This window comes from Nocardioides sp., assembly GCF_047606145.1.
Classification (GTDB): Bacteria; Actinomycetota; Actinomycetes; order Propionibacteriales; family Nocardioidaceae; genus Nocardioides.
This window is the reverse complement of sequence record NZ_JASGET010000090.1, coordinates 1-21256: the sequence shown is the minus strand read 5'-3', so window position 1 is coordinate 21256 and position 21256 is coordinate 1. Positions and strand designations below refer to the sequence as shown.

The following is a 21256-nucleotide window of genomic DNA, read 5'->3' as shown; positions in this document are numbered from 1 at the left end:
CCCAACGCCGGTCAGACCGGTCGCACCCAGCGGCGCCAGTCGGGTTGTGGCGCATAGCCGGCGGACCGCCAGATCGTCTGGCCGAGTCGGTTGTCCTCGAGCACCATCGCGTCGATCCGGCTCGCGCCGAGCGCGCGCAGCCGCTCCTCTGCGGCGGCGAGCAGCAGTGAGCCGATCCCGCGCCGGCGAGCGTCGGGGTGGACGGCGAGCCGGTACAGGTGGGCCCGCCACCCGTCCCAGCCGGCGATCACCGAGCCGACGATGGCGCCCTCGTCCTCGGCGACCAGGCACGCGTCGGCGTCACGGGTCAGCAGCCGCTCGACCATCTCCGGGCGGTCGGTGGGGCGGGAGTCGTTCTCGGCGGCCACCTCCCACAGCGCGATCAGCGCCGGTACGTCGGCAGGCCGGGCGGTGCGCAGCGAGGGCGCGCGATTGCGGGACATGAGCGCCATGGTGGCAGGCCTCCCACCGGGCTCGCCCGGCGCGGTCGTCCGGTCCGGGCGGTCGCCGTACTGTCCCCGCCGGCCTCTAGGGTGGACACCGTTCGAGAGGCCGCCACATCCCGAGAAGGAGCGCCGCGTCGATGCCGCCCGAGCTCACCCCCGAGTCGCTGCTCGGCGCGCTCGACCCCGAGCAGCGGCGGGTCGCCGAGGCGCTGCGCGGACCGGTACGGGTGTTGGCCGGCGCCGGCACCGGCAAGACCCGCGCGATCACCCACCGGATCGCGTACGGCGTGGCCACCGGGGTCTACGTGCCCACCGAGGTCCTCGCGGTCACCTTCACCACCCGTGCCGCGGGGGAGATGCGGCAGCGGCTGCGCGCCATGGGCGCCGGCTCGGTGCAGGCCCGCACCTTCCACAGTGCGGCGCTGCGTCAGCTCCGCTTCTTCTGGCCGCGGGTCTACGGGAGCGAGCTCCCCACCCTGATCGAGTCGAAGATCCCACTGCTGGCCCAGGCGGTGCGCCGACAACGGATCTCGGCCGACCAGGCCACCCTGCGCGACCTCGCCTCCGAGGTCGAGTGGGCGAAGGTCAGCAACGTCCACCCCGACGACTACGCCCGTGCCGCTGGTGCTCGGGCGCGGGAGGTCACCGGCCTGGACCCGGTCACCGTCGGGCACGTCTTCGCCGCCTACGAGGAGACCAAGCGCGGGCAGGGGAGGATGGACATGGAGGACGTCCTGCTGCTCACCGCCGGCATGCTCAGCGAGGACGAGCGGGTGGCGGCCCAGGTGCGCCGGCAGTACAAGTGGTTCGTGGTCGACGAGTTCCAGGACGTCTCGCCGCTGCAGTCGGCGCTGCTCGACCTCTGGCTCGGTGGCCGCAACGAGATCTGCGTCGTCGGCGATCCCGCGCAGACCATCTACTCCTTCGCCGGTGCCGACGCCGACTACCTGCGGTCCTTCGGCCGCAGGTTCCCCGGCACCACCTCGGTCGAGCTGGTGCGCAACTACCGCTCCACCCCGCAGGTCGTCGCGGCGGCGAACGCACTGCTCGCCGGCACCCTCAGCCAGGGGGTGGAGCTGCGTGCCCAGCGTGAGGCCGGCGCGCCGGTCGGCTTCACCGAGCGGTCCGACGAGGTCGCCGAGGCGGAGGCGGTGGCGGCCGAGATCGCCCGGCTGCACGATGCCGGCCGCGGCTACGCCGAGATCGCCGTGCTCTTCCGGATCAACGCGCAGTCGGAGACCTTCGAGGAGGCGCTGGCCGCCCGCCGGATCCCGTACGTCGTCCGCGGCGCCGCCCGGTTCTTCGATCGCCCCGAGGTGCGCGAGGCGGTCACCAGGCTGCGTGGCTCGGCCCGCTCCGAGGGTGGTGGGGTGAGCGGAGACGAGCTGGTCGAGGCGGTTCACGCCACCCTGGCCGGGATGGGCTGGACCTCCCAGCCGCCGGCCGGGCGCGGTCAGAGTCGAGACCGCTGGGAGTCCTGGCAGGCGCTGATCGACCAGGCCCGCGACTTCGCGGCCGGTGGTGGCGATCTGGGCGCCTTCATCGACGAACTGGACCGCCGGGCCGCCGAGCAGCACGCGCCGGTCGCCGACGGCGTCACCCTGGCGACCTTCCACGCCGCGAAGGGCCTGGAGTGGGACACCGTCTTCCTCGCCGGGCTGCAGGACGGCACGCTGCCGTTCTCCTACTCGCTGGACTCCCCGGTGGCGCTGGAGGAGGAACGACGCCTGCTCTACGTCGGCGTCACCCGAGCCCGGCTCGAGCTCTATCTCTCCTGGGCACTGGCCCGGCAGCCGGGCGGCCGGGGGAGTCGCAGGCCGTCCCGCTTCCTGGCCCCGCTGCTCCCGGACCGACCGGCGCCGCAGCCGCGCGCGACGCGGAGCCGCGGCCGGATGTGTCAGACCTGCGGCGGACCGCTGACCTCGCGCGAGGAGAAGATCCGCGGTCGCCACGAGGATTGCCCGGCGGCGTACGACGAGGAGCTCTACGCCCGGCTGAAGGCGTGGCGCAAGGCGACCGCGGAGGCGATCAGCAAGCCTGCCTTCGTGATCTTCACCGACGCGACCCTGGAGGCGATCGCCGAGCGCAAGCCCGGCTCGGCGGCCGAGCTCCTGGCGGTCAGCGGAGTCGGCCGGAGCAAGCTGGACAGCTACGGTGACGAGGTGCTCTCGCTGGTCGCCGAGGCGGGCTGAGAGCACCGGCCGAGGGCACCGGCCGAGGGCTCGGGGAGCCTCGTGGAAAAGAATTCTCGGCATTCGCCGTTAATTCGTTTGCCGGGCCCGGCGACCGCAAGATACCGTGCTCTCACAACCCCAGACCCGCGCTGCGCAGATGTCACCGAGAGGACATCCGGTTCCGGCGCCCGACTCACCGAAGGAGGTGGCCCACGATGAGCAACACGATCCAGATCTCGATGCCGAGCGGCTTTGCCATGCCCACGTGTGGCCACGCCCTCGTGTCTGGCGCTGCGACCTGGGCCGCCCCGGCCCTCGCCGCGCCGCGGTCCTTCGTCGCGAACACCCAGGGATACGTGTCCCCGTTCGACGCCGAGGGCCGTGACAAGGGCCGCACCGAGCGGACTGCGGGTGCTTCGGCTTGGAGACCACCGACGACGTGAGATCACGACGATCGGCAGCCTCCAGGCCGCGGAACCCGAACCGGGATCCGCGGCCTTTCTGTTTCTCACCCACCGCGATCAGGTCAAGGAAAGGAGGTGTCGTAATGACCAGCGTTCTCGAACCGACTCTCGGGCTGCTGCACGAGCAAGCAGACCGGGTGGACGAGGACCTGCTGCCGTGCCGGGCCAACAACCCGGAGCTGTGGTTCGCCGAGTCACCCGCTGACGTCGAGTTCGCCAAGGCACTCTGCCAGGAGTGTCCGGTCCAGGCGCTCTGCCTCGACGGAGCACTGTCCCGCCGTGAGCCCTGGGGAGTCTGGGGTGGCCAGCTCTTCCTGCAAGGGGCAGTGATCCCCCGGAAGCGCCCACGTGGCCGTCCCCGCAAGAACGAGACCGCAGCCTGAGGGCCGCACCGACACGGAAGCACGACCAGATGAGTACGAACATGACCGGGAGCAATGAGATGAGTTTGATGAACGAAGATCTGGCGCGCGCACAAATGTCCGTGCGCCTGGGAGAGGCGCAACAGTTGCAGCGGGCCCACCAGTTGGTCCGCGCTCGCCGACTCAGCCGCAAGGCGGAGAAGGCGACCCTGCAGGCGCGCCTGGCCCTGGCCCGCATCCTGTGAGGATCGGATCGCCGGTCCGTCGTGTCACGACGGGCTGAGCAGGCGTCGTCCGTGAGACCGATCGCGGGTGCGTGGCGATGGGCCCGTCCGAGATTCTCGGGCGGGCCCATCGGTCGTGGTGGCGGCGTACCGTCGGGGCATGAGGACATGTGCGCTCTGCGGCCGGACCGAGCAGGACCAGGCGCGTCTGTTGCTGTGGACCAGTGCCGTCGAGCACGGCAGGCCGAAGGACTTCTGCGAGGTCTGCTCGCGGGACAACCTGCGGGCGATGGAGTCCAAGCTCGACTCGGAGTGGTGGTAGCCACCAGGCTCCGCGGCGCGTCTCACTCGGCCAGCGCGACCAGGTCCCAGGCACAGCCGCAGTGCGGGTGCCGCAGCCACCGGCGGACCTCGGCGTTCCGGGTCCGGGTCACGGTGACGGTCCCGGACAGCGAGGCGACCTCCTGGCCGGCCAGATAGGCCAGTACGTCGCGGGCCGCCCAGGCCAGCGCGAGCGACTGGAGCAGCGGGTCGGCCGGGGGAGCGCCGGCCCGAGCGGCCTGCTCGACCACCAGCGCGCGCCGCGGATCGTCCTCACCCAGCGCGGCGTCGACGCATCGCACGCAGGCGGTGACGCCGGGGACCACCAGCGGGCCGATCTGCCATCGGTCGGCTCCGCCCTGGACGATCAGATGGGCGGTGCCCGCGCGCATCACGTCGTCGGCCCGTTCGCGGGCCAGCGCACCGGCGGCGAGCAGGACCACGAGTTGTGGATCGGTGGCGGTCGCCGGACCGAGCAGGGTCGAGAAGAACTCGCTGATCTCGGTCGGACCGCGCACCTGGACCGCCGGTGCGGGGGGCGGCGGATCGGCGGAGTCGATCACCAGATCGGCCGCATGAAGCCGGGCCAGCGCGGCTCGCGCGGTCCCGGTGGACGGCGCCGCCGCGCTGCCGACCAGGTCGTAGAGGAGCCGTCGCACCTCGGCGTTGTCGCGCAGGATCACGCGTCGAGGCGGGTCGATGCCCACCTGGAGGTGGCCGTTGTCGCGCCGTACGACGACATAGCCGGGCCGCAGCCGATACGGTCCGCGGGCCTCCATGACGGCAGCCTCACACAGAACCGGCCGGGGCGAGACCGGTTATCCACAGCGAGGCCGGCGGTGGGCGGGCGACCGAGGTAGGCGGGATCGGCGGCGGGCCAGCGATGGACCAGCGACGGACCAGCGACGGACCGGCCGGGCCGCAGACGCCGACGGCGGCGCCGACCGGTCCGTGGACCGGGGCGCCGCCGTCGGTTTCGTCGCCGAGCCCAGGGCTCGGTGCGCAGGCGTGGTCGACCGGGAGGGTCAGGCCTTGCCGAGGATGCGGTTGAGGTTGGTGCCGCAGACCGGGCAGACGGCCTTGGCCATCTTGGTGCCCTTGTCGTTCACCTTGATCTCACCGGTGGCCTCGCGCTTCTCCTTGCACTTCACGCAGTAGAACTCGCCGCTCCAGCTCTCCGCCATGACGGCCTCCTTGTCTGGTCTGTGATGGTCGTCGCGACGGGGACCGGATGCTCTCCCGCCGGAACCCGACCGGAAACCCGGTCGGGCGAGTCGACCATACGGCACGATCGCGGATTCCGCGCAACATGTCTGACCCCGCGTGTCCCCGCGTGTCCGGGGCGGGTCGGCCCGGGTGCCGTCCCGACGTCCTCGGGAGCTTCCCGGCTGGGGCGAGGAGAGGCCCCCGGTGCCTGGACGTTGCGGCCACCTTCCCCAAGCGGTCGCAGCTCCGGCGGCGCCGGGGGCCTCTTCTGACCACGAACCTAGTCAGCGGCGCGAGCGAGGGTCAACCGTGCTCTCCCCAGCTTGTGGATAGCGTTGTGCAGAACTCCGACTCTCTTGGGGATAGCGTCCGGGCGGCGGTGGACGACACGCCGGGCGATGGGGGAGCCGGCTGTGAAAAGGTGGAGGCCGGGGACGCCGTACGCCGTGGTGACCTGCGGAGATGCTCGTCCACCGGTTGTGGATGGAAATCTCCGGTGACGAGATCGGCCGAGGAGGAGGGCGGAGCGTGACCACAGCACAGGTGCCGTCGCCGGTGGCCGCGCTGCGCCGGATCGCGTTCCTGCTCGAGCGCGGCCGGGAGGACAGCTACAAGGTGAAGGCCTTCCGCACCGCGGCGGCCGCCGTCTTGGAGCTGAGCGAGGCCGAGATCCGGCAGCGGGCCGAGGCCGGCACGCTGACCGAGCTCGCCGGCGTGGGCGCGAGCACGGCGAGCGTCATCGCCGAGGCGGCGTCCGGACAGATGCCCACCCGGCTGGCCGAGACCGAGCGGCGGCTGGGCGGCCCGCTCACCGCGGACGGCGCCGGCCGGCGGCTGCGCGAGCAGCTGCGCGGCGATCTGCACTCCCACTCGGACTGGTCCGATGGCGGCTCCCCGATCGAGGAGATGGCCTTCACCGCCATCGAGCTCGGTCACGAATACCTGGTGCTGACCGACCACAGTCCGCGGCTGCGGGTCGCTCGGGGGCTCTCCCCGGAGAGGCTGAGCAGGCAGCTCGGCGTCGTCGAGGCGGTCAACGAGCATCTCGGCGGCGCGTTCACGCTGCTGACGGGCATCGAGGCCGACATCCTCGACGACGGCACGCTCGACCAGACCCCCGAGTTGCTCGACCGGCTCGACCTGCGGGTCGCCAGCGTCCACTCCAAGCTGGCCATGGAGCCCGCGCAGATGACCGAGCGGATGCTCGCCGCCGTCACCCAGACTCCGATGAACGTCCTGGGCCACTGCACCGGCCGGCTGGTCACCGGCGAGCGTGGCACCCGGCCGGGCTCGCGCTTCGATGCCCGTGCGGTCTTCGAGGCGTGTGCCGATCACCAGGTCGCGGTCGAGATCAACTCCCGGCCCGAGCGACGGGACCCGCCGACCCGGTTGCTCGAGCTCGCTCGGGACCTGGGCTGCCTGTTCGCCATCGACTCCGACGCCCACGCGCCGGGACAGCTGGACTTCTTGGTGCTGGGCTGTGAGCGTGCCGAGGCCGCCGGCATCGAGCCCGAGCGGATCGTCAACACCTGGCCGCGAGAGCGGCTGCTGGACTGGGCCGGTCGCATGGACGGGGCCGCCCGACCCTCCCGGACGAACAGGTAGTTTCGAGGAATGGAGACTCCCGAGGTCGAGGTGCGCCGTAGCAGTCGGCGGCGCCGTACGGTCTCGGCCTATCGCGACGGCGAGCGGATCGTGGTGCTCATCCCCGACGCCATGTCGCGCACCGAGGAGGCCAGCTGGGTCGACCGGATGGTCAAGCGGATCCAGCGGGCCGAACGACGCCGCTACCCGAGCGACGAGGAGCTGTTCAAGCGGGCGATGACGCTCTCCGACTCCTACTTCGGCGGTCTCGCGGTGCCCGAGTCGGTCCGCTGGGTGGACAACCAGAACTCCCGGTGGGGGTCGTGTACGCCGGGCGAGCGGGCGATCCGGGTCAGCGACCGGGTCCAGGCGATGCCCGGCTGGGTGCTCGACTACGTGCTGGTGCACGAGCTCGCCCACCTGCTGGAGGTCCACCACAACACCGCCTTCTGGGGCTGGGTGGACCGGTACCCCAAGGCCGAACGGGCCAAGGGCTACCTGCTCGGCTGGTCGGCCGCCGCTCAGGTGGAGGCGCCGCCGACCGACGAGTCGACCGACCCGTCGGCGGGTACGCCGGCCGAGATCGACTGACGCGCCAGCTCGACCAGCTCGACCAGATCCGGCTCCGGATCGGGCAGGGCGTCCACCGGCCACCAGCGCACGTCCAGGGACTCCTCGCTGACCGCGGGACGGGCCCCGGCGGGGGCCACCGCGGCGAAGCGGACGTCGAGATGGTGCACCCGGCCGGTGCCGCCGCAGAACGGCACCGCGTGCTCGGCGAGCTGCACCGGCCGGGGGCCGAGCCGCAGCCCGGCGATCCCGGACTCCTCTCGTGCCTCCCGCCCGGCGGCGCCGGCCAGCGAGCCGTCATCGGCCTCGAGGTGGCCGCCGAACTGGAACCAGCGCCGCGCCTTGGCGTGCAGGGTCAACAGCACCCGGTCGGCCTCCGGGCTGAGCACCAGGCACGAGGCCGTCAGGTGGTCGGGCACACAGGAGCGGTACACCCCGTCCGGGTGGGCGCGCAGGTGCGCCAGGTAGCGCTCACGCAGCCGGGCCTGGTCGAGGGTGGGCGGCACCCAGCGGGCGAGAACGTCGAGTGCGTCCCCGGTCGGCCCGGTCGGTTCCGTCGGCCCGGTCGGCCCCGCCGGCCCCGCCGGCCCTGACGGGTCCGCTCCGGGCAGGCTCACTCGTCGCCGTCGAGCAGCTTGCGCAGCTCCGCGTCGAAGTCCGCCTCGGAGAGCGCCTCCGGGCGCTCGGCCCCCTCGCGGAAGCCCAGCGGGTCGTCCAGGTCCGCGGCGGTCGGCAGCAGTGCCGGCGACATCCAGACGCCGTCGCGCGCCTCGATGCCCTGGCGAGCGCGGAGCGAGCCCCACAGCGCGGCCGCGTCGCGCAGCCGGCGGGGACGCAGCTCGAGCCCGACCAGGGTGGCGAAGGTCTGCTCCGCCGGGCCACCGGCGGCCCGGCGGCGCCGTACCGCCTCCTGCAGCTTGGTCGCGGCCGGCATCCGGCTCTCGGTGGCCATCGCGACCACCTCGTCGACCCAGCCCTCGACCAGCGCCAGCACCACCTCGAGCTTGCTCAACGCGGCCTTCTGCTGCGGGGAGTCGGGGACCTCGAAGAGCTGGTCGTTGAAGAGCGCCTGCAGCTCCTCGGGGTTCTGCAGGTTGCTCAGATCGAGCCCGCGCATCTGCTCCTCGACCCTGCTCTGGATCGCCGCCAGGTTGAGCTCGACGCCGCCGGCGTACTCCCGGACCGCGCCGATCACGTAGTCGCGCAGCCAGCCGACGCCGGCGAAGAGCCGCTGGTGGGCGGCCTCGCGCAGCGCCAGGTAGAGCAGTACGTCGTCCTCGCCGACGCTGAGGCCGTCGGCGAAGGCGGTGATGTTGACCGGCAGCAGCGCGGCGCGGCCCGGCTCGGCCAGCGGCACGCCGATGTCGGAGACGGCGAGCACCTCGCCGGCCAGCGCGCCGAGCCCGGAGCCGGCCTGGTTGGCGTACATCGCACCGGTGACCTTGCCGAGCATGCCCAGCATCGGCCCGGCCATCGCCTTCATCTCCTCGGGCAGCTGACCGCTCATCGCGTTGGTGGAGGAGGTGACCACCGGCTCGACCAGGCCCTTCCAGACCGCCAGCGTCTCGGTGAGCCACTCGGCCTTGCTCCAGGCCGTGGCGGTGCGGACGCCGGACGGGAACGAGGTGGCCTCGTCCAGCCAGTGGTCGGCCAGGCCGAGGGCGTCGGCGACCGCGTCCTTCTGGCGCTGCGACGGCGTCGGGTCCGGGGTCTGGGCGGCGACCTTGCGCGCCAGATCGAGAGCGAGGTCCCAGTTCAGCGGGCCGTCGTAGGGCGCCATCATCGACTGCAGCTGTCCGAACAGCTGACCCAGGTCCGGCATGCCCTGCCCGCCCGCGCCGCCGGAGAAGAACGCCTCGAACGGCGTGCCCTTGAACGGGTTCTGCGGCTCGTCGGGCTCCTCGGGCCCTGAAGTGCTGTCGTTCATGGCTCCAAATCTACGTGTCGCGGCCAATGCCCGCAGCCCACCGTCGGGGCGGGAGAGGGGCCGCCGCGTAGGGTCGCTCTCATGGTGCGGGTCGTCAGGCTCGCGGAGATCCGCGAGACGCCACTGGACGTGGTCGAGGTGCTGGCCGCGGTCGAGGACGACGCCGCCGGCGGGGTGGCGGTCTTCGTCGGCCGGGTGCGTGACGAGGACGGCGGCCGGGGGGTGCGCGGGCTGGCCTACCACGCCCATCCCAGCGCGGCCGACCGGCTGCGTGAGATCTGCGAGAAGGTGGCGGCCGACCACCGGGTCCCGGCGTTGGCCGCGGTGCATCGCACCGGCGAACTGGCGGTGGGCGACATCGCCGTGGTGGTGGCCACCGCGGCCGGCCACCGGGGCGACACCTTCGCCGCCACCCGCGACCTGATCGACACCCTCAAGGCCGAGGTGCCGATCTGGAAGCACCAGCTGTTCACCGACGGGACCGACGAATGGGTCGGCGCGCCGTAGCCCTCGGGGTGGACCGGGACCCTAGGCTGGCCGGGTGGAGATCCTGCTCTGGCTCGTGCCGCCGGTCGTGGTGACCGTGCTGGCGATGTGCTGGGTCGGCTGGATCGGTCGCTCGGGCCGCGGCGAGGTGGACCGCGACGTGCTGGTGCGCCGGCTCGGCGAGGCGCTCTCCCGCGAGCCCAGGCGGGCGCCGGGCTACCACGCGCCGGCGGCGCCGGCGGACAGGTCGAGCGGGATCGCCGTCCGTTCCACCGCGACGCGCCGGCCGGCGGCCCGGCCGCGCGACGAGGATGAGCGCCGGGCCTCCTGAGCTGTCCCCCGCATCGACCGGACGGGCCGGACGCGGCCGGCGGCGGCGACCCCTCTCCGTGCGATCTCTTAGGAACCAATGAGAGGGTTGGCCCCATGACGCAGCGCACCCTGGCAGGCCTGATCGCGCTGCCACTGGTGATCGCGCTGATCGCGGTGGCCTGGTTCGTGCCACTGCCGTTCACGATCTACAGCCCCGGGCCGACGGTCAACATCCTGGGCACCTACGACGGCAGCCCGATCGTGACGGTCAAGGGGCACAAGATCTATCGTGACAGCGGCGAGCTGCGGATGACGACCGTCTCGGAGACCACCCGTGAGGCGCACCTGGGGTTGTGGGAGCTGATGGCCGCCTGGATCGGCCGGGACGACGCGATCTATCCGCATGCGGTCGCCTATCCCAGCGGCGGGACCGTGCAGAGCGACGAGGAGGAGGGCGCGGTGCAGATGGCCACCGCGCAGGACTCCGCCATCGCCGCCGCGCTGACCGAGCTCGACTACCACGTCGGCACCGTCGTCTCGGTCGCCGCGGTGGAGAAGGGCAGCCCGGCGGCCGGCGTGCTCAAGACCGGTGACGTCATCAAGCGGGTCGACGGCACCGCCGTCGCCACCGCGGACGCCGCGGTCAAGGCGGTGCGGCGCGCCGATCCGGGCGACACGATCAGGCTGCGGATCAAGCGAGACGGCACCATCCGGACGGTCGAGGTCACGGCGGGCACGAACGACGGCCACGCCTACCTCGGCGTCAGCCTGGGGGAGTCCTACACCTTCCCGTTCAAGGTCTCCATCAACATCAACTCCGCGATCGGCGGCCCCAGCGCCGGGCTGATGATGGCGCTGTCGATCTACGACACCCTCACCCCGGGATCGCTCACCGACGGCCAGCACGTGGCCGGCACCGGCACCATGGACGCCGACGGCACCGTCGGCGCGATCGGCGGCATCCAGCAGAAGATCCCCGGCGCGATGCACGACGGTGCCAAGCTCTTCCTGGTGCCGGCGGCGAACTGCCAGGACGTCTCCGGTGCCGACCACGGCAGCATGCGCCTGGTCAAGGTGAGCACCCTCGACGACGCGCTGAGCGCCATCACGACCTGGACCAAGGATCACGACGCCACGCTGCCGTCGTGCGGGAGCAACTCGTGAACGACGACCCGTTCTCGCAGCCCGACCTGCGCGCCGACCTCGACGCCGATCTGGACACCGACCCCGCCCTGGCGGCCGCCGTGCTCGAGGTCGAGTCGCATGTGGCCGGGGAGGGCTGGGACCGGCCGGCTCGGCTCTACGCCCTGGTGGAGACCGCCCAGCTGGTCCGTGCCGAGCCCGCGCTGGCCGCGATGATGGGGCTCAACGCCGACTCCGCGCACGGGTCGCTGACCCCGGTCGAGCAGGACCAGCTCGGCTCCCGGGAGGTGCTCGAGGAGGTGTTGCCGAGCATCGCCTGGCCGGAGGGGGTGGCCGGCTGCGCGGCGGTGGTCGAGCGGCTGGTGCTGCCGCCGGACGCGGACGCCGCCATCCCGGAGGACCCGCGGGCGGCGGAGGAGTTCGCCCGCAGCCACCCGAGCCGGCAGGAGGTGCGGATCGTGGCCGGCGTCACCCGCGCCGGGGCGTCGTACTGTGCGCTGCGGCTGCGGGCCCACGACGACGACCAGTCGGTGGTGGTCGGCACCGACCTGGTCCCGCAGCTGACCCAGCTGCTGGCTGCGACCCTGGATCCGGTCGAGACGGAGTAGGCGCCGGTGAGCGAGCTCTTCGACGATCCCGCCGACGCGCCGCCGGCACGCGTCTCCAACCGGGCGCGCTGGCTGCTCGGCATCGCGGTCGGGCTGATCGTGCTGTTCTTCGGCGTCACCGCTTTCGCCTCGCTCTACACCGACGGGCTGTGGTACTCCTCGGTCGGGTACAGCACCGTGTTCGGCACCATGTTCTGGACCCGGGCGGTGCTGTTCGGGGTCTTCGCGGTGCTGATGGTGCTCGCGGTCGGCGTCCCGATCCTGCTGGCCTACCACAGTCGGCCGTTCGACCACGCGTCCGAGGATCGTGCCGGCCTGGAGCGCTACCGGGACGCGGTGGCACCGATCCGGCTCTGGCTGCTGTGCGGCGTCAGCGGCATCGCCGGCATCTTCGCCGGCGTCTCCGGGGCCGGTGAGTGGCGGACCTACGAGCTGTGGCGGCACGGACGCTCGTTCGGGACCACGGACTCCTACTTCGGCAAGGACGTCGGGTTCTACGTCTTCGACCTGCCGTGGTGGCACTACCTGGTCAACTTCACCCTGACCGCCCTGATCCTCGGACTGCTCGCCTCGGCGGTGGTCCACTACCTGTACGGCGGGATCCGGCTCGGTCACGTCAGCGAGCGGTTCAGCCGGCCGGCGCGGGTCCAGGTCTCGGTGCTGCTCGCGCTGGTGCTGCTGGTCAAGGCGATCGACTACTGGCTGGACCGCTACGACCTGGTGACCAGCAGCGGATCCGTCCTCGACGGCATGTCCTACACCGACGAGCACGCGGTGCTGCCGGCGAAGAGCATCCTGCTCGCCATCGCGGTGATCTGCGCGGCGCTGTTCGTGGTCAACGTCTGGCGCCGAGGATGGCGGCTGCCGACGGTGGCGATCGCGCTCTACGTCGTGGCCGCGATCCTGATCGGGCTGATCTGGCCGGCGCTGGTGCAGGGCTTCTCGGTCAAGCCGTCGGTGGCCGAGAAGGAGCGCAGCTACCAGGCGGCGAACATCGCCGCCACCAGGTCGGCGTACGACATCGGGGACGACAACGTCACGGTCTCGACGTACGCCGCCGGCGCCAGCACGGCGAAGAACGGCTCCCAGAGCGGCTCGACGAGTGGACGGGCCGCCGCCGACGAACTGGACGAGGCGACCAGCAGCCTCCCGATCGTCGACTCCTCGCTGGCGGCCAAGGAGTTCCAACACGACGACCAGGGCCACTCCTACCAGACGGTCGGCTCGACCCTCGACACCGACTACTACCAGCTCGGCGGGGCCAAGCGGGCGGTGGTGATCGGCGCGCGGGAGATCGACCGGTCGAGCATCAGCGACAGCGATCGCACCTGGAGCAACCTGCACACCGTCTACACCCACTCCAACGGTGTGGTGGCGGCCTACGGCAACCAGCGCAACGCGGCCGACACCAAGGCGACGTCGAGCACCCAGTGGGTCAAGCGGCTCGGCGGGGCGAAGCTGCAGGACCAGATCTACTTCGGTGAGGACAGCCCCGACTACTCGGTGGTGGGGCGGCCGGCCGGGTCGAAGTCGGTCGAGCTCGACCTCGACACCGACGACGACACCGTCGGCACCACGACGTACTCCGGCAAGGGTGGGGTGTCGATCGGGTCGACGTTCCGCCGGCTGATGTACGGCATCGAGTTCGGCTCGGCCAACTTCCTGCTCTCCGGGCAGGTCAACGACGACTCCGAGGTCCTCTATCACCGCACCCCGCAGGAGCGGGTGGCGAAGGTCGCGCCCTGGCTGACGCTCGATGACGACGCCTACCCGGTGGTGGTCAAGGGCCGGATCCTGTGGGTGGTCGACGGCTACACCACCACCGACCGGTATCCGCAGTCGGACCAGGAGTCGTTCTCGGCGATGACCGACGACGCCACCCGGACCACGTCCGGACAGACCCTGCCCTCGGACCAGATCAACTACCTGCGCAACGCCGTGAAGGCGACGGTGGACGCCTACGACGGCACCGTCACGCTCTACGCCTGGGATGACTCCGACCCGATCCTGCAGACCTGGGAGGACGTCTTCCCGGGGACCGTGCTGCCCAAGTCGGAGATCCCGGCCCAGCTGATGAGCCACCTGCGCTATCCCGAGGACATGTACAAGGTGCAGCGCTACCAGTTGGCGAGCTACCACGTCACCGACACGACCGACTTCCTCAACGGGACCGACACGTGGTCGGTCCCCGAGGACCCGAACGACCAGAATCGCCTGCAGTCGCCGTACCGGTTGTTCCTGGACCGCTCGGCCAAGATCTCGGCCGACGCCGACAACTGGTCGCTGACGTCGACCTACGTGCAGGCCTCGCAGCAGAACCTGGCCGCGATCATGAGCGTGAACTCCAATGCCAGATCACCCGACTACGGCAAGATCACTCTGCTCACCGGCTTGGGGCAGAGCGCCGCCGGGCCGGGCACGATCAGCTCGCGGTTCAAGACCGACGACGAGATCACCGACGCCATCGACGCCTTCAGCCGAGACTCGGGGACCGCGGTCTACGGCCAGTTGGTCACGGTGCCGACGGGACGCGGACTGCTGTACGTCGAGCCCGTCTACGCCACGCCGTCGGGGACGAGCCAGGGTGGCTACTCCCGGCTGGCGTTCGTACTCGTCTCCTACGACGGGCGACAGGGCTACGGGTCGACCTTGCCGGCGGCGCTGGCGGACGCGTTGGTCGGCACCGGGAGCCAGAGCGGTTCGGGGAGCGGCTCGGGGAGCGGCTCGGGCGACACGAACGGCACCTCGACCAGCGAGCGTGCCGGCCGGTTGCTGGATCGAGCGACCAGGCTCTTCGGCAAGGCCGAGACGGCCCGGAAGAGCGGCCACTCCGCCAGGAGCGAGGACCTGCTCGACCGGGCGGAGGCGCTCGTCGCCCGCGCCTCCACCCTGCTCACGGGTCAGTGAGCCCATCGGCGGCCCGTCGATTTGGCTCGGGCCGCACCGTGTCGTAACGTTGTCTTCACCGACGCGGGGTGGAGCAGTTCGGTAGCTCGCTGGGCTCATAACCCAGAGGTCGCAGGTTCAAATCCTGCCCCCGCTACAAAGGAAAGGCCCTCTGATCAGCGGAAACGCTGACCAGAGGGCCTTTTGGATTTCGAACCAGAAGCCGTAGGTGGGCGGAAATGCCCCGTCTTCATCTGCGGCGCGACCCATCGTTACGGTTCGGCGAACCGTAACGAGACGTAAAGCCTTGTCGAGCGCCGCTGACATCTCTGGAGAGCCGGTCGCGTTCAGCCAGCGTGCGTCCGGGCCAGGGCGGTTGGAGTGCGCCATCCTCCAGGGGACTCGCCCACGGGTGCTGCCTGTTCGGCGGTAGCAGCGGATCGGTGCCATGTAGGCGGCGGCATGAAGCACTGATCTCGGGTGATCCGGATGCGCGTCGGGTCCCGGACGTGACCTCGAGGACGTCTCGGAGTAAGCCGCAGCAGTCACGTGTTGCGCAGTCGGTCATTACGCTCGGAGGCATGACTGGCTGTGACTGGGACTTGCGAGGGGCACGACTCGCCGGGTTTCAGTTCACCGAGTGGTTGGTCATCAACGACGGTCGGGACGAAAACTTCGTGGACCAGTACGAGAAGGACCCGGCGCAGGCTTGGGCAGCTGCACAGGCAAACGGCTGGGTCGAGACAGTCCAGCCGCGAGCCACGGATGGCTGCCGTCCGGGGTTCCGGGCGCGAATGCGTGAACCCTGGCCGAGGGTGACAGGGAAGGGCCACCTCGAGGTCGACCGAGTGCGTAGCTTGCGCAACAACCCACAGGCGCGGGCTCAGGCCTCCCGCGATGCGTTGGTCTTGTGGCTCACGCACGAGGGACGCGGCGCGGGCTCCGCCGAGCTCATGGCGACTCGGGACGATTGGCGGTTCTTCGACACGCCGTTCACTGTGGACGAGGTGAACAACGCTGCGAGGTTTCTCCGTGAGACAGGCCTTGTCGCGGGGTGGGACTACCCAGGAGGCACCTTCATGCAACCCGTGCTCGCCGCGGACGGCATCCAGTGCGTCGAGTACTCCGACGCGAGCGTGCGTGACTTCCTCAACCCCAACAAGAACGGTGGCAGATCCGTGACCTACAACCAGAACTTCAACGGGCCCTTCACCGGCCAGGCCGGGCAGGGAGAAGCCGTAAATCAGACGCAGAATCAGGGCATCGACGCGGAGGCGCTATCCGCGATCTTCGCGGCTATGCGCGACGCCCTCTCGACAGTCCAGGACCCGCAGGACCGCGAAGACGTGGAGCACGGGATCCAGCAACTGGAAGCCGCAGTCTTGAGCGGAGATGCAGAGGAGATTACGTCTAGCGCGGGACGGCTTCGGCGGCTTGGCGCGCGCGTCGGGACTACTGCGAGCAACGCTGTGATCGCAGCGGCTACGGGGGAGGGTGTGCAGCAGTTGCTCGGCGTGCTTGGCCTCGGCTAGGACCGCATTGCCGGTCGCCGAGGGGGCAAGGATTGTATGACCGGGCTCCCTGAACTGATCGGTGCCAGCGCTAACCTCGTCTAAGTGATCCGACCTCAGTGGCGGCTAGACGCGACGGCCGTAGACGTCCTCGCCCTGTGTGAGTACCTCGCGGAGTGGCCGTCCAACTCGAACCCTGATCACATCGACGACTTCGTTGCGCCCAGCGGAAGCCAGGACGTGCGACGCCTCATCGAGGTCGCGGAAGCCGAGCGTCTGATGCGTTCCGATCCCCGCTGGGCAGACGCCGAACACACTTACGACCCGGTCCTCATTAGCTCAAGCGGACTGCGCCGTATCGCCACGGTCTACGAACACCGAGAGCGACGCGGGGAGCGCATCACGGCCGCCCGACAGGGCATGCTCCTGTGGACGTACGAGCATGCAGTGGACAATCCCGAACTCCCCCATGAATCGGCCAAGCCGATTCCTGGAGTCGGAGCCTGCGTTCAACTTCTGGGGAGAACCATTCACCGGAGCTCAGGTACGAGAGGCTACTGAATACCTCATCGAGGCTGGGTTGCTCGAACTCTTTGGTCAGCGTCTGGCAAGTGGCGAGCCCCAGAACGTCCAAGTCACTCGTCTGGGGAAAGACTGCGTCGAGCAATACAACGGTCGAGTCGCCGCGTACCTCGCTAGGCGTGCCACGGCGGCGCCGACAGTCAACACTCAGACTTTTCACGGGCCGGTGAGCGGCCAGATCGCGCAAGGCGCGTCCGTAAACCAGACGCAGAATCAAGGAATCAACGTCGCGTCGTTGGCCGTGAGCCTTGAGGCCATGCGAGAGGCCGTTGGCACACTGGACGATGCCGACGATCGTGATGACTTCCTGCATGGGATACGCGAACTCGAGATAGCCGTCGAGCAGGGCGATGGCCAGGAGGTGGAGCGGCGCGCGGCCGGCTCAAGCGCCTTGGAAACCGACTCGGGTCGGACGGTCTTGCCTCGGCCACTGCGGAGGGGACCAAAGCGGTCTTGCGGGCGTCCGGGATCGGCTGAGCTCGAAGCAACGGGGTGCATCAGCGCGTCTGATCTGGACAGATCCTCCCGCCGGGTTCGATCGCGTAGATCCTCGTTCGTGGGACTTGCCGTGACGCGGCGGAATGTTGCGTTCAACTCCCGGTGTGCGACGCGACGCCGCGTACGCGCAGGCTTAGCACGGCGTGGCGGCGAGCGATCGATTCGAGGTCGTTGAGTGGTAGGCCGCGGAGGTCCAGGCGGTCGTGGAGTACGAGGCGAGCCGGGCCAGCTGGATGCCGCCAAGAAGCCGTTTCGTCGAAGCCGGCTTCGACCGCTCCTGTCTTAGTAGTCACAGAGTGGCCAGCTTCGAGACAGAGTGGCGATGTATTGGGACCTGAAAGAGGCCGTGGAGAGCATCCCGTGCCCGTTCTGATTCGCCGCGCCCAAGCAACGCCCGTCGCCTCACGAGCGGCGGGCGTCGCTGCGTTGCGAGTGAGGCCTGCCGCAGGGTGGTGGCTGCTAGGCGCTTCACGGAAGGCAGTGCTCCTACATGCATGTTAAGTACATGACCATTCAGAACTCGAACATGTGTCCATAAGCGCAGGTCAAAAGCCAGATCACCGATACCAGTTGTGGATTATCCTGAAAGCAACGTGCATGTGCTTGTTCCACTACGCATGAGATGTGTTCGGGCCCCGTGCTCCTAGTAGACCTATATGCCGGTTGACCTGGGTCTTAGTACGTCCTGCCGGAGGGCGGTGGCTGCTGGGCGGTTCATGAATGGAAACGCCGAGGAACGGGTTTCTTGCACATACAGCATGTGTCATGCTTTGCTGGTGGCCCAGTGAAGGAGAGACCCCAGGCATGGACCAACTGAGCGAGACGCTCCGCAAGGCCTACGAGGCCGTGACGGCTGCGGCTATCCCCGACCACCTGCACGAGGTGGCCTTCCGCGAGGCGATGCGAGTACTGGTTCCACCGCCGTCCGGTGCTGCCGCGCCGACGCCGCGCACCGGGCGGGAGACGCGGTCCACCTCCAGCGGCGAGGTGGCAGACCCGACACCGCAGGTCTCCGAGGACTACATGTACGACCAGGTCGCTGCGCAGACCGGCGTCCAGCGCGACAAGATCGAGCGGCTGGTCCACATGGACGACGACGGTCCACGGATCACCATCCCGGGGATGAAACTCGGTAAGAACAACGCCGAGAAGGCGCGGGCCATCGCTCAGGTCTTGACGATCGTTCGAGGGTTCGGGCTCGGCGAGAACGACACGTCCCTCGAGGTGGTGCGGGGCGAGGTCGTGCGTCTGAAGTGCTACGACCCCGCGAACTTCACCGCCCAGCTGTCGAAGTTGGACGGGTTCGTAATCACCGGATCGGGCCAGACCAGACGGATTCGTGCCAAGGCCAGCGGCATCCAGGCGTTCGCAGGCCTGGTCGACCGGCTCGTCGGGGAGACGCCATGAGCGGCGACGCGGAACTTGACGCTATGACGGCAGTGAAGGACGCGCTGGTCGACCTCGATGAGGCCACTCGGGAACGAGTGGTGTGGTGGGCCGCGCAGCGGTTCGGCATCACTCTCAAGGGCGTCAATGGCACTAAGACTCCGAAGAGGGACGACGCTCGAGAGGACCCGGCGTCTGACGAGGAGGCCGACGACGACGATCGCGACGGTGGGACTCAGGAGTTCGAACACTTCGCGGAGCTGTACGAGGCTGTCGGTCCGCAGACTGATCACGAGCGTGTACTCGTCGCCGCGTACTGGGCATACAGATACCAGGAAAAGACGGTCTTCTTCTCCTCAGGTCTCAATAAGGAGCTGAAAGACCTCGGCCATGCGGTCGGTCGGATGGCACACGCTATGCAGTGGAACATCGACCAGAAGCCAGCGCTGATCCTCCAGCTGAAGAAGTCGGGTACTTCCCGCCAGGCCAAGAAGACCTACAAGCTGAGCCACGAGGGCATCAAGTGGGTGGAAGCGCGGCTGAAGTCGTGAGGCTTGCTCCTGCCGATGCCTTCAAGGCGATCCCCGCGACGCTGCGCGACGACGTCCTGGCAGCCTTTAACGAGATCGTCAACAACTTCGAGCAGCGACGATGGGAGCCAGCGGAACTCAACGGCGGGAAACTCTGCGAAGCGGTCTACACCGTCATCCGAGGGCTGGCTGACGGCACCTATCCCGCGAGGTCGAATAAGCCCCGCAACATCTTGGACGCCTGCAAGGACATGGAGAAGGCGACGGGACAGCCCAGGTCGGTGAAGATCCAGATCCCGCGCATGATCGTCGCCCTCTACGAGATTCGAAGCAACCGAGGCGTCGGTCACGCAGGCGGTGACGTTGACCCGAACGAGATGGACGCGACGGCGGTCCTGTACATGAGCAAGTGGCTCGTCGCTGAGCTAGTTCGCGTGCTCCACACCCTGAGCACAGCGGAGGCGACTGAACTCGTCGAAGCGTTGATCGAGCGACAGGTGGCGTTGGTCTGGGCCTCGGGAGACAAGAAGCGCGTGCTGGTGCCGGGTCTGTCCTGGCACAAGAACACGCTCCTACTGCTGCTCTCTGAGACCGGCGAGATCATCGAGGCCGACCTCCTTCGCTGGATCGAGCACAAGTCCGTCGCGGTCTATCGCCGTGACGTCCTGCGCCCCGGGCACAAGAAGCGCATGTGGGAATACGACGAAACAGACCGAACGATTCGCCTGCTGCCGCCCGGTATCGCCGCCGCCGAAAAAGTCGTGCACGAGTTGTCGAACTAGGACGACTGAAGTACCTCGCTGCTTTCTGGGCGGTGTGATCCCGGTTGAGTGGGTCCTTCGGACCAAAGCCATAGCGTTCACGGCGTGATAAGGTACCCTTATGGACCTCTTGGTCGAGTACCGCGCTGCGCGGCATGACGAGGATGTAGCACGGCTTCGTCGCATGTTCGCGCTGAGAGCGGCGGTGGCGACTGGGATGAGCCAGCGGGAGATCGCGACTGCTCTGGGCATCAGTCAGGCGGCGGTGAGTCAGCAGCTGAAGACAGCATCGGATCTGTCGGATGTCCATCCCGGCGCTCTTGTCGAAGCTGCTGGGCCTGTTCTTCGACGACTTGCCAAGGACGCTGGGTACGGGAGGCTTGCGGTCTTCGGATCGGTTGCGCGCGGTGAGGCGACGGGTGACTCCGACATCGACTTTCTCGTCGAGGCGCCGGAGGGGACGTCCTCGTTCGAGTTCCTGCGGTTCAAGCAGCTGCTCGAGCGGGTGCTCGGTCGGCAGATCGACCTGATCGACTACGGCGGCCTGAAGGAAAGGCTGGACGACGACATCCGCCGTGACGCGGTGTTGCTCTGATGGAACTCAAGGCAGCTAAGGAGCTCCTCCACATCCAGGGTTGGATGTCGCGCGTCGACGAGATCGTGCGACGTAGCAAGGAGGCTTACCTCGCCGACGACCTCCTCCAAGAGGCTGGGGACTCACTCATGATGAAGCTGGGTGAAGCGGCCAACCGGTTGTCCCGGCTGAACGTCCTTGCGCCGGACGGTATCGATTGGGCGCTCGCCGTCGCGAACCGCAACTTCATCATCCACCAGTACGACGAGATCAACCGCGAGCTGACCTGGCTGACACTCTCGAGAGATCTGCCTGAGTGGGAGGTCTCGCTGGAGGGCCTCTTCGGCGAAGCAGAAGGTGTGCTCGACGACGCCGGCTGAGGTCCAGAATGCCCCGAGCCGGAATTGAGCCGTGTCGCGGCACCGCGTGGGACCGGGAACTTGGAGGTGGGCGGAAAGTGGGCGGATTTGGCGGCAACCGGAGTCAGTGGCCGTCAAACGGTGAAGTCGTGCACGTGGTGTTTGTGCAGGTCAGGCGGTAGTGCTGGCAAGCAGTGGCAACCACAGGCGGTCGGCTGAAGGCCGACGTCACTCTGCCAGAGGTCGCAGGTTCAAGTCCTGCCCCGCTGCCAATGTGATGTCGCAGGACATCCCGGAGGGGCGCCCCCCCCACCGTGGGGTGGGGCCGCCGGTGTAGGAGGG

23 protein-coding genes and 2 tRNA genes are annotated in these 21256 nt (G+C 69.3%); 20 read left to right on the top strand and 5 right to left on the bottom strand.

Features of this window, described 5'->3' with window-relative positions; all coding sequences use genetic code 11:
* Nucleotides 1-11 precede the first annotated feature (11 nt).
* On the bottom strand, nt 12-443 hold the full coding sequence (locus tag QM638_RS11195; protein ID WP_415142052.1) for a GNAT family N-acetyltransferase: 432 nt from the start codon (nt 441-443) through the stop codon (nt 12-14).
* 140 nt (nt 444-583) lie between these two features.
* Between QM638_RS11195 and QM638_RS11190 the strand changes: the two genes are divergently transcribed.
* From QM638_RS11190 to QM638_RS11170, 5 genes are all read left to right on the top strand, one after another.
* Nucleotides 584-2638, top strand: coding sequence for a UvrD-helicase domain-containing protein (locus tag QM638_RS11190; protein WP_415142051.1), 2055 nt, complete (start codon nt 584-586; stop codon nt 2636-2638).
* Nucleotides 2639-2835: 197 nt separating this feature from the next.
* Nucleotides 2836-3063 (top strand): hypothetical protein, encoded by a 228-nt coding sequence (locus QM638_RS11185; protein ID WP_415142050.1) that lies wholly within the window; start codon nt 2836-2838, stop codon nt 3061-3063.
* A 104-nt stretch (nt 3064-3167) separates the two neighbouring features.
* Entirely contained in the window at nt 3168-3467 is a 300-nt protein-coding gene (locus QM638_RS11180; protein WP_415142049.1) for a WhiB family transcriptional regulator, read from the top strand.
* A 41-nt stretch (nt 3468-3508) separates the two neighbouring features.
* Nucleotides 3509-3691, top strand: a complete 183-nt coding sequence (locus QM638_RS11175; protein WP_415142048.1) for a hypothetical protein — start codon at nt 3509-3511, stop codon at nt 3689-3691.
* Nucleotides 3692-3830: 139 nt separating this feature from the next.
* The gene (locus tag QM638_RS11170) at nt 3831-3992 is read left to right on the top strand and encodes a hypothetical protein (RefSeq protein ID WP_415142047.1); all 162 of its coding nucleotides are present in this window, start codon (nt 3831-3833) and stop codon (nt 3990-3992) included.
* Between the two features lie 22 nt (nt 3993-4014).
* Here the strand turns inward: QM638_RS11170 and QM638_RS11165 are convergent, their stop codons facing one another.
* Entirely contained in the window at nt 4015-4770 is a 756-nt protein-coding gene (locus tag QM638_RS11165; RefSeq protein ID WP_415142046.1) for a hypothetical protein, read from the bottom strand.
* A gap of 246 nt (nt 4771-5016) precedes the next feature.
* Nucleotides 5017-5175 carry a DUF5679 domain-containing protein gene (locus tag QM638_RS11160; protein WP_017934894.1) on the bottom strand — a complete coding sequence of 53 codons (159 nt, stop codon included), beginning with the start codon at nt 5173-5175 and terminating at the stop codon, nt 5017-5019.
* Nucleotides 5176-5725: 550 nt separating this feature from the next.
* On the opposite strand from QM638_RS11160, the gene QM638_RS11155 reads away from it, so the two are divergent.
* Nucleotides 5726-6802 carry a PHP domain-containing protein gene (locus QM638_RS11155; RefSeq protein WP_415142045.1) on the top strand — a complete coding sequence of 359 codons (1077 nt, stop codon included), beginning with the start codon at nt 5726-5728 and terminating at the stop codon, nt 6800-6802.
* A gap of 9 nt (nt 6803-6811) precedes the next feature.
* The gene (locus tag QM638_RS11150; RefSeq protein WP_415142044.1) at nt 6812-7372 is read left to right on the top strand and encodes a M48 family metallopeptidase; all 561 of its coding nucleotides are present in this window, start codon (nt 6812-6814) and stop codon (nt 7370-7372) included.
* Here the strand turns inward: QM638_RS11150 and QM638_RS11145 are convergent.
* Together QM638_RS11145 and QM638_RS11140 are read right to left on the bottom strand one after the other, a co-directional pair.
* A complete protein-coding gene (locus QM638_RS11145) occupies nt 7303-7857 on the bottom strand; it encodes an NUDIX hydrolase (RefSeq protein WP_415142043.1) in 555 nt (184 codons plus the stop codon). The genes QM638_RS11150 and QM638_RS11145 overlap by 70 nt on opposite strands.
* 107 nt (nt 7858-7964) lie before the next feature.
* The gene (locus tag QM638_RS11140) at nt 7965-9278 is read right to left on the bottom strand and encodes a zinc-dependent metalloprotease (RefSeq protein ID WP_415142042.1); all 1314 of its coding nucleotides are present in this window, start codon (nt 9276-9278) and stop codon (nt 7965-7967) included.
* A gap of 81 nt (nt 9279-9359) precedes the next feature.
* On the opposite strand from QM638_RS11140, the gene QM638_RS11135 reads away from it, so the two are divergent.
* From QM638_RS11135 to QM638_RS11075, 13 genes are all read left to right on the top strand, one after another.
* Complete coding sequence (locus QM638_RS11135; RefSeq protein ID WP_415142041.1) at nt 9360-9785, top strand: molybdenum cofactor biosynthesis protein MoaE; 426 nt, start codon at nt 9360-9362, stop codon at nt 9783-9785.
* 34 nt (nt 9786-9819) lie between these two features.
* Nucleotides 9820-10095: a hypothetical protein gene (locus QM638_RS11130; RefSeq protein ID WP_415142040.1), complete on the top strand. Its 276-nt coding sequence runs from the start codon at nt 9820-9822 to the stop codon at nt 10093-10095.
* Between the two features lie 95 nt (nt 10096-10190).
* Complete coding sequence (locus QM638_RS11125) at nt 10191-11240, top strand: PDZ domain-containing protein (RefSeq protein ID WP_415142039.1); 1050 nt, start codon at nt 10191-10193, stop codon at nt 11238-11240.
* Nucleotides 11222-11827, top strand: a complete 606-nt coding sequence (locus QM638_RS11120; RefSeq protein WP_415142038.1) for a PPA1309 family protein — start codon at nt 11222-11224, stop codon at nt 11825-11827. The genes QM638_RS11125 and QM638_RS11120 overlap by 19 nt, the downstream gene beginning before the upstream one ends.
* Nucleotides 11828-11833: 6 nt before the next feature.
* Nucleotides 11834-14734, top strand: coding sequence for a UPF0182 family protein (locus QM638_RS11115; protein WP_415142037.1), 2901 nt, complete (start codon nt 11834-11836; stop codon nt 14732-14734).
* A gap of 62 nt (nt 14735-14796) precedes the next feature.
* Nucleotides 14797-14870 (top strand) — tRNA-Met (locus QM638_RS11110).
* 424 nt (nt 14871-15294) lie between these two features.
* Nucleotides 15295-16245: a hypothetical protein gene (locus QM638_RS11105; RefSeq protein WP_415142036.1), complete on the top strand. Its 951-nt coding sequence runs from the start codon at nt 15295-15297 to the stop codon at nt 16243-16245.
* A gap of 1863 nt (nt 16246-18108) precedes the next feature.
* Nucleotides 18109-18711: a hypothetical protein gene (locus QM638_RS11100; RefSeq protein ID WP_415142035.1), complete on the top strand. Its 603-nt coding sequence runs from the start codon at nt 18109-18111 to the stop codon at nt 18709-18711.
* A complete protein-coding gene (locus QM638_RS11095) occupies nt 18708-19241 on the top strand; it encodes a hypothetical protein (RefSeq protein ID WP_415142034.1) in 534 nt (177 codons plus the stop codon). Before QM638_RS11100 ends, QM638_RS11095 begins: the two co-directional genes overlap by 4 nt.
* The gene (locus QM638_RS11090) at nt 19214-20002 is read left to right on the top strand and encodes a hypothetical protein (RefSeq protein ID WP_415142033.1); all 789 of its coding nucleotides are present in this window, start codon (nt 19214-19216) and stop codon (nt 20000-20002) included. Before QM638_RS11095 ends, QM638_RS11090 begins: the two co-directional genes overlap by 28 nt.
* A 100-nt stretch (nt 20003-20102) precedes the next feature.
* Nucleotides 20103-20576 (top strand): nucleotidyltransferase domain-containing protein, encoded by a 474-nt coding sequence (locus QM638_RS11085; RefSeq protein ID WP_415142032.1) that lies wholly within the window; start codon nt 20103-20105, stop codon nt 20574-20576.
* Nucleotides 20576-20935, top strand: a complete 360-nt coding sequence (locus QM638_RS11080; protein ID WP_415142031.1) for a DUF86 domain-containing protein — start codon at nt 20576-20578, stop codon at nt 20933-20935. The genes QM638_RS11085 and QM638_RS11080 overlap by 1 nt, the downstream gene beginning before the upstream one ends.
* A gap of 153 nt (nt 20936-21088) precedes the next feature.
* Nucleotides 21089-21186 (top strand) — tRNA-Phe (locus tag QM638_RS11075).
* Nucleotides 21187-21256 lie beyond the last annotated feature (70 nt).